We start from the raw sequence: 7,272 nt of genomic DNA, 5'->3' as shown, positions 1-7,272 counted from the left end.
AAAAGGGACCTATCGTTCCCTTTTCGGGACTCTTTGGCTACTGCCATGCAAACCTTGCCGCTCAGCACTGCACTCTTCACCAACACCCAGCAAAAAGTGCTGGCCCTGCTTTTCGGCAAGCCCGATCAAAGTTTCTTTACCAACGAGATCGCGCGTTGGGCCCAGGTGGGCAAGGGCAGCCTTACCCGCGAGCTGGAGCGTTTGCAGCTGGCGGGCATCTTGAGCATGACGCGCCAAGGCAATCAGACCCACTACCAGGCCAACCCCCAATGCCCGATTTACTCGGAGTTGTTGGCCATCGTGCGCAAGACCCTGAGCCTGGACGCCCCCCTGCGCAATGCATTGGCACCGTTCGCCGAGCAGATAACCTGGGCCTTTATCTACGGCTCTATCGCCAAAGGTGAGGCGCACTCATTCAGTGACATAGATCTGATGCTGATCGGCCAAAGCCTCAACTACAGTGAAGTCATGGAGCAGCTCATACCGCTGGAAGAGCAACTGGGCCGCACCATCAACCCGACGCTTTACACCCCTGAAGACTGGATCGGCAAATGGAATGCCGGGAACAGTTTTGTGCAGCGGGTCGTGCAGCAAGCCAAGATCAATCTGATTGGGGGCAACCCCCTGGAATCCATGGATGGACAGCAAGGCAAATCTGGAGAACCTGCAACGTAGCGGTGGCTTGAAGGCTGAGCCGCCGGATCGCAAGGAGTGTGATGGGCTGATGCGCTCGGCGCGGGATCGGTTAAGGGATGCGGGTAACCCACAGCTATCGTTTGCCAGTCGTTTCGACTTGGCCTACAACGCCGCCCACGCTATCGCGCTCACAGCTTTACGCCTGCAAGGGTATCGTTCTGACAAACGCTATTTGGTGTTTCAATGTTTGATTCACACCGCCGACGTGAGCAAGGTGCAGGTGAGGTTACTGGCGCTTTGTCATGAGCGCCGAAACCTGGCGGAGTATGAAGGGTATATGGATGAGGATGAGGCGTTGCTTGGGCAGTTGATGGATGGCGCGGTGACTCTGCTCAACAACGTTGAAGAGTTGTTGGCTGTGCATCAGTGGCAATGAGGTAATTCTTCGCAACACCGCCAATCAAATGTGGGAGCTGGCTTGCCTGCGATAGCGGTAGATCAGCTGCAGATATGTCGACTGACAGTCCGCAATCGCAGGCAAGCCAACTCCCACATTTTTAATCTTTGTTCGGCTTGAGTCCCCTTTTGCTGATGCTCTGTTACTCCAACCGTAACGATCCGCCTTCGGGCTTGATTGATACCCCCCACTTTCACTCCTAAGGTAAGCCCACGACAGCAAACCCCGTGGAGCGACCATGACAACAACCATCACCCCCGACTCGCGCTGGACGCGGCGGCGCGACGAGAAGCAGCGGCGCCTTGGGCTGGTCAAGCAATACGCAGACGGGGCGGTGCTGCCCAGTGACAGAATCGTCGAGGCGCTGGAAGCGCTGATTCTTCCCGGCGACCGCGTGGTGCTGGAGGGCAACAACCAGAAGCAGGCCGACTTCCTCTCGCGCTCCCTGGCCAAGGCCGACCCGGCCAAGCTCCACGGTTTGCACATGATCATGCCCAGTGTCGGCCGTTCCGAGCACTTGGATCTGTTTGAAAAGGGCATCGCGCGCAAGCTGGATTTCTCCTTCGCCGGCACCCAATCCCTGCGCATCAGCCAGTTGCTCGAAGACGGCCTGCTGGAAATCGGCGCGATCCACACCTACATCGAACTCTACGCGCGGCTGGTGGTGGACCTGATCCCCAACGTCGTGCTCTCGGCCGGTTTCATGGCCGACCGCGCCGGCAATATCTACACCGGCGCCAGCACCGAAGACACCCCGGCGTTGATCGAGCCCGCCGCGTTCAGCGATGGCATCGTGATCGTGCAGGTCAACCAGTTGGTGGATGACGTCAACGACTTGCCCCGCGTCGACATCCCAGCGAGTTGGGTGGATTTTGTGGTGGTCGCCGACAAGCCGTTCTATATCGAGCCGCTGTTTACCCGCGACCCGCGCCATATCAAGCCAGTGCATGTGCTGATGGCGATGATGGCGATCCGTGGCATTTACGAAAAACACAATGTGCAGTCGCTCAACCACGGCATCGGCTTCAACACCGCTGCCATTGAGTTGATCCTGCCGACCTACGGCGAATCCCTCGGCCTCAAGGGCAAAATCTGCCGCAACTGGACCCTCAACCCGCACCCAACCCTGATCCCCGCCATCGAAAGCGGCTGGGTTGAAAGCGTGCATTGCTTCGGCACTGAACTGGGCATGGAAAACTACATCGCCGCCCGCCCGGATGTGTTCTTCACTGGCCGCGACGGCTCGATGCGTTCCAACCGGATGTTCTGCCAGCTCGCCGGCCAATACGCGGTGGACCTGTTTATCGGCGCCACGCTGCAGGTGGATGGCGACGGGCATTCCAGTACCGTCACCCGTGGGCGCCTCGCCGGTTTTGGCGGCGCGCCAAACATGGGCCACGACCCGCGCGGCCGTCGCCATGGCACCCCGGCCTGGCTGGATATGCGCCACGATGACGCGCCGGAAGCCCTGCTCGAACGCGGCAAAAAACTCGTGGTGCAGATGGTCGAAACCTTTCAGGAAGGCGGCAAACCGACCTTCGTCGAGACCCTCGACGCCGTGGAGGTGGCGCGCAAAAGCGGCATGCCGCTGGCGCCGATCATGATCTACGGCGACGACGTCACCCACTTGCTCACCGAAGAAGGCATCGCCTACCTGTACAAGGCGCGCTCGCTCGAAGAGCGCCAGGCGATGATCGCCGCCGTCGCTGGCGTCACCGCCATCGGCCTGCGCCACAACCCCAAGGACACCGCGCGCATGCGCCGCGAAGGTCTGATCGCCTTGCCCGAGGACCTCGGCATTCGTCGCACCGACGCCACCCGCGAGCTGTTGGCCGCCAAGAGCGTCGCCGACCTGGTGGAGTGGTCCGGTGGCTTGTACAACCCGCCCGCCAAGTTCAGGAGCTGGTAAATGCGCGCCCTTAAACTGCACGAACTGAGCCTGGCTGATCGCCTGGCGGACATGGCCGTCGATGCATTGATCGATGAGGCCGACTTGTCGCCCAAACCCGCCTTGGTGGACCGCCGCGGCAATGGCGCCCACAGCGATTTGCACCTGGGGTTGATGCACGCTTCGGCGTTGTCGCTGTGGCCGATGTTCAAGGAAATGGCTGAGGCCGCGCTTGAATTCGGCGAAGTGGGTTTGCCTTTGCGCGAAGCCCTCGGGCGTATCGGCCGTGAAGGCGAGCAGGCGATGCTCACCACCACCAAGGGTGTGAACACCCATCGCGGCGCAATCTGGGCCCTCGGTTTGCTCACCGCTGCGGCGGCGCTGGAGCCTCGGGCCGTCACGCTGACGGCGGCAAAATTAGCCCTGCTCAACGACCGCTACGCACCGCAGTCGATGAGCCACGGCGCCCAAGTCGCCCAACGCTACGGCGCACGCGGTGCCCGTGAAGAAGCACAATTGGGCTTCCCGTCCGTGACCCGACGCGGCCTGCCGCAACTGCACAAAAGCCGCCTGCAAAACGCCGGCGAACAGAACGCGCGCCTGGACGCCTTGCTCGCGATCATGACTGAGCTGGCCGACACCTGCGTGCTCTACCGCGCAGGCACCGAAGGCCTGCTCGCCATGCAACGCGGCGCCCAAGCCGTGCTGGACGCAGGCGGCAGCGCAAGCCTCGCCGGTCGCCGCCAACTGCACGAACTCGACGACCAATTGCTGGCCCTGAATGCCTCCCCCGGCGGCGCCGCCGACCTGTTGGCCGCCTGCCTGTTTATCGACCGCCTCGACGGAGCGTTTTGATGGAAACCTTATCCTTTGAATTCCCCGCCGGGCAGCCGCCAAAAGGCCGTGCGCTGGTGGGTTGCGTCGGCTCCGGCGACCTGGAAGTGCTGCTGGAACCGGGCACGCCCGGCACCCTGACCATTCAGGTGCAGACCTCGGTGAATGGCGCCGAACAACGCTGGCAGCATCTGTTTGAACGGATCTTCCAGGAGCACACACCACCGGCCTTGAAGATCGATATCCACGATTTCGGCGCCACGCCCGGCGTGGTGCGTTTGCGCCTGGAGCAAGGCTTCGAGGAGATCGGCCATGATTGACTTGCTCAGCAAACACAGCTTCGTGGAACTCGGTGCACGGCAGCGGGCCAAGGCCTTGCTGGACGCCGGCACGTATCGCGAACTGATCGACCCGTTCCAACGCGTGATGTCGCCCTGGCTCAGCCGCCAAGGTGTAGTGCCCCAGGCCGATGACGGCGTGGTGATCGCCAAAGGCAGCATCGCCGGAAAGCCGGTGGTGGTGGCCGCTATCGAAGGCAACTTTCAGGGCGGCAGTCTCGGTGAAGTCGGCGGCGCGAAAATCGCCGGTGCGCTGGAACTGGCGGCTGAAGACAATCGCAAGGGCGTCCCGACGCGCGCGGTGCTGCTGCTGGAAACCGGGGGCGTGCGCCTGCAGGAAGCCAACCTCGGCCTGGCGGCGATTGCCGACATCCATGCGGCGATTGTCGATCTGCGCCAGTACCAGCCGGTGGTGGGCGTGGTAGCGGGCAGTGTCGGTTGTTTTGGCGGTATGTCCATCGCCGCTGGGCTGTGCAGCTATCTGGTGGTGACCCGCGAAGCGCGCCTGGGCCTGAATGGTCCGCAAGTGATCGAGCAGGAAGCCGGGCTGGACGAATACGACTCCCGCGACCGCCCGTTTATCTGGAGCCTCACGGGCGGCGAGCAACGCTTCAACAGCGGCTTGGCCGACCGCTACGTGGCGGACGATGTGGCGCAGATTCAGCAGACCGTTACCGAGCTGCTGCAACAAGGCTTGCCCACACAACAACGCAGCCGTCAGGTCGAGTTCTACCTGGCGCGCCTGGCCGAGCTGGATGCCACGCCGCAGATCGACGCGGCGACGGTTCGCGACCTGTATCAAGGAGAGCGCTCATGAGAGGCTTGCAGTGGTTCAACGCTTTGAGCGCCGGCGCCACGCCGGTGGACGGTTTGCCGGCCTCGCTGAAAGTCGCCGACGGCGTCTTGGGTGAGCAGGCCGTGCGCTTCATCGCCGTGGTCACCGACGCACAAAACCGCTTCCCGCGTGCGCGCAATGGCGAAGTCGGCCTGCTGGAAGGTTGGGGCCTGGCCAAAGCCGTGGACGACGCCATCGCTCGCGGCGACAAGCGCCCGATCATCGCCATCGTCGACGTGCCCAGCCAAGCCTATGGCCGTCGCGAAGAAGCCCTGGGCATTCATCAGGCCCTGGCCGCCGCCGCCGACAGTTACGCTCGCGCGCGGTTGGCCGGGCACCCGGTGATCGCGCTGCTGGTGGGCAAGGCCATGTCCGGCGCGTTCCTCGCCCACGGCTACCAGGCCAACCGTTTGATCGCCCTGCGTGACCCCGGCGTGATGGTGCACGCCATGGGCAAGGCCTCGGCGGCGCGGGTGACTTTGCGCAGTGTTGAAGAGCTGGAAGCCCTGGCCGCCAGCGTGCCGCCGATGGCCTATGACATCGACAGTTATGCCAGCCTTGGTTTGCTCTGGGAAACCCTGTCGGTTCGCCAGATTGAACAGCCGGCGGCGGACGATGTGGTGCGGGTCAGCGATTGCCTGGTCAGTGCGATCAAGGATGTCAGCGGCCCGGATTTGAGCGGGCGGCTGGGCGCCACCAACCGCGCCGCCTCCAGCCACGTGCGCCAACTGCTGCGGGAACAATGGTGAACGCCCACGATTTGCTTTGGGGCATGACCCCGGCGCATTTGCCCGCCAATGCACCGGCCTGGGCGGTGGACGCGATCAGCGCCGGCCACCCGGTGGTGGTGCGCCGCGCCATCGCTGAGCCCGGCCAAGTGGCGGTCGGCGTGCGCGGGCGTTTGCGTGAGCAACGCCTGGCGGCAGTGATGCCCGTTGCGGCCGTGCAGCGGCGAGTGACGCCGGAAGCCTTGTGCAGCGTGATCTCGCCACGGGATTTACCGGCGTTGCGCGCACTCGATCTACTGCGGCCGGTGCTGGCGCAAGAGACGTGGGGTATCACCGGCAGCGCAGGTTTCGAGTTGGCCAGCGGCATTGAGGCGCTGCATGAGCAGAGCGATCTGGACTTGATCCTGCGCACGCCCCAGCCTCTTGAACGCGGCGATGCCGAGGACCTGCTGGCGATTCTGGACACCGCGCCCTGTACCGTAGACCTGCAACTGCAAACCCCGTTTGGCGCCGTGGCCTTGCGCGAATGGGCGAGTGGATCGCGCCGCGTGCTGCTCAAAACCAGCAGCGGCGCGCACCTTGTGCTCGACCCTTGGCAGGCGGTGGCATGAGCAGCCTGCTGGTATTTCCGGGGCAGGGCGCCCAGCGCACGGGCATGCTCCAGGCGCTGTCGGCGCAGGTGCTGGAAGAAGCCAGTGATGCCTTGGGGGAAGATGTTCGCCTGCTCGATTCGGCGCAGGCTTTAGCGAGCACACGCGCCGTTCAGCTGTGCCTGCTGATCGTCGGCGTGGCCCATGCCCGCCAGTTGCAACACACGCCTGATTACGTGGCCGGCTTGTCCATCGGCGCTTATCCGGCAGCCGTCATCGCCGGTGCGCTGGAATTTGCCGACGCGGTAAAACTGGTGAGCCTGCGCGGCGAATTGATGCAAAGCGCTTATCCACAAGGCTTTGGGATGACCGCGCTGATCGGCCCGGAGTTATCCACAGTGGAAAAATTATTGGCCGAAATCCACAGCCCGCAAACCCCGGTGTACTTGGCCAACATCAACGCCGATAACCAAACCGTTATCGCCGGCAGCGATGAGGCAATGAAGCGTGTCGCAGCCCGCATCAGGGGCAACGGCGTGGCCAAGCGCCTGGCCGTCAGCGTGCCGTCCCATTGCGCATTGCTGGAGGCGCCGGCACAGGCGCTGGCCGAAGCATTCGTCACGCTCAAGGCACCGCGCATTACCTACCTGAGCAGCACCCGGGCCCGGCCGATCCATAACCCCGAGCAATTGCGCGACGACCTGGCCTTCAACATGTGCCGCATCGTTGACTGGCGCGGCACCGTGCAAAGCGCCTACGAGCGTGGCGTGCGCCTGCAAATCGAACTGCCGCCGGGCGCGGTGCTCACCGGCCTGTCACGCCGTGTATTCGAACAAGGCACGGTGATCGCCTGCGAAGGCGCACGCCTGGACACCTTGCAAGCCCTGCTGCAAGAGGAGGAACGCCGCCACCGATAAAGCACCACCCAAGGCTTTCGAAGCACAAAAACAACAATTTCGATGAAGC

9 protein-coding genes are annotated in these 7,272 nt (G+C 63.3%); all 9 read left to right on the top strand.

What is annotated here, in order from left to right:
• Window positions 1-45 precede the first annotated feature (45 nt).
• The 9 genes from L8I05_RS24595 (at window position 46) to mdcH (ending at window position 7,223) form a co-directional block, all read left to right on the top strand.
• Complete coding sequence (locus tag L8I05_RS24595) at window positions 46-675, top strand: nucleotidyltransferase domain-containing protein (RefSeq protein ID WP_242171952.1); 630 nt, start codon at window positions 46-48, stop codon at window positions 673-675.
• Window positions 638-1,072 (top strand): hypothetical protein, encoded by a 435-nt coding sequence (locus L8I05_RS24590; RefSeq protein ID WP_242171937.1) that lies wholly within the window; start codon window positions 638-640, stop codon window positions 1,070-1,072. The genes L8I05_RS24595 and L8I05_RS24590 overlap by 38 nt, the downstream gene beginning before the upstream one ends.
• A 259-nt stretch (window positions 1,073-1,331) precedes the next feature.
• Window positions 1,332-3,002, top strand: coding sequence for a malonate decarboxylase subunit alpha (gene mdcA / locus L8I05_RS24585; protein ID WP_242171936.1), 1,671 nt, complete (start codon window positions 1,332-1,334; stop codon window positions 3,000-3,002).
• Entirely contained in the window at window positions 3,003-3,836 is an 834-nt protein-coding gene (locus L8I05_RS24580; protein WP_242171933.1) for a triphosphoribosyl-dephospho-CoA synthase, read from the top strand.
• Window positions 3,836-4,135: a malonate decarboxylase subunit delta gene (locus L8I05_RS24575; RefSeq protein ID WP_056857713.1), complete on the top strand. Its 300-nt coding sequence runs from the start codon at window positions 3,836-3,838 to the stop codon at window positions 4,133-4,135. The genes L8I05_RS24580 and L8I05_RS24575 overlap by 1 nt, the downstream gene beginning before the upstream one ends.
• Window positions 4,128-4,970, top strand: a complete 843-nt coding sequence (locus tag L8I05_RS24570) for a biotin-independent malonate decarboxylase subunit beta (RefSeq protein WP_242171929.1) — start codon at window positions 4,128-4,130, stop codon at window positions 4,968-4,970. Before L8I05_RS24575 ends, L8I05_RS24570 begins: the two co-directional genes overlap by 8 nt.
• A complete protein-coding gene (gene mdcE, locus L8I05_RS24565) occupies window positions 4,967-5,737 on the top strand; it encodes a biotin-independent malonate decarboxylase subunit gamma (RefSeq protein WP_242171925.1) in 771 nt (256 codons plus the stop codon). Before L8I05_RS24570 ends, mdcE begins: the two co-directional genes overlap by 4 nt.
• Window positions 5,731-6,327 carry a malonate decarboxylase holo-ACP synthase gene (locus tag L8I05_RS24560; protein WP_242171922.1) on the top strand — a complete coding sequence of 199 codons (597 nt, stop codon included), beginning with the start codon at window positions 5,731-5,733 and terminating at the stop codon, window positions 6,325-6,327. The genes mdcE and L8I05_RS24560 overlap by 7 nt, the downstream gene beginning before the upstream one ends.
• Window positions 6,324-7,223, top strand: coding sequence for a malonate decarboxylase subunit epsilon (gene mdcH, locus L8I05_RS24555; RefSeq protein ID WP_242171920.1), 900 nt, complete (start codon window positions 6,324-6,326; stop codon window positions 7,221-7,223). The genes L8I05_RS24560 and mdcH overlap by 4 nt, the downstream gene beginning before the upstream one ends.
• The last annotated feature ends 49 nt before the right edge of the window (window positions 7,224-7,272 follow it).

The organism is Pseudomonas sp. MONT-RG-20F-20-E-7-02 (genome assembly GCF_022662395.1).
GTDB lineage: Bacteria > Pseudomonadota > Gammaproteobacteria > Pseudomonadales > Pseudomonadaceae > Aquipseudomonas.
The sequence above is the reverse complement of the archived record's forward strand: the minus strand, read 5'-3'. Positions and strand labels throughout refer to the sequence as shown.

Excerpts from the sequence above, each read along its gene's own strand:
- L8I05_RS24595 (WP_242171952.1), top strand. The coding sequence starts at position 46 with ATGCAAACCTTGCCGCTCAGCACTGCACTCTTCACCAACACCCAGCAA.
- L8I05_RS24590 (WP_242171937.1), top strand. The coding sequence starts at position 638 with ATGGACAGCAAGGCAAATCTGGAGAACCTGCAACGTAGCGGTGGCTTG.
- mdcA (WP_242171936.1), top strand. The coding sequence starts at position 1,332 with ATGACAACAACCATCACCCCCGACTCGCGCTGGACGCGGCGGCGCGAC.
- L8I05_RS24580 (WP_242171933.1), top strand. The coding sequence starts at position 3,003 with ATGCGCGCCCTTAAACTGCACGAACTGAGCCTGGCTGATCGCCTGGCG.
- L8I05_RS24575 (WP_056857713.1), top strand. The coding sequence starts at position 3,836 with ATGGAAACCTTATCCTTTGAATTCCCCGCCGGGCAGCCGCCAAAAGGC.
- L8I05_RS24570 (WP_242171929.1), top strand. The coding sequence starts at position 4,128 with ATGATTGACTTGCTCAGCAAACACAGCTTCGTGGAACTCGGTGCACGG.
- mdcE (WP_242171925.1), top strand. The coding sequence starts at position 4,967 with ATGAGAGGCTTGCAGTGGTTCAACGCTTTGAGCGCCGGCGCCACGCCG.
- L8I05_RS24560 (WP_242171922.1), top strand. The coding sequence starts at position 5,731 with ATGGTGAACGCCCACGATTTGCTTTGGGGCATGACCCCGGCGCATTTG.
- mdcH (WP_242171920.1), top strand. The coding sequence starts at position 6,324 with ATGAGCAGCCTGCTGGTATTTCCGGGGCAGGGCGCCCAGCGCACGGGC.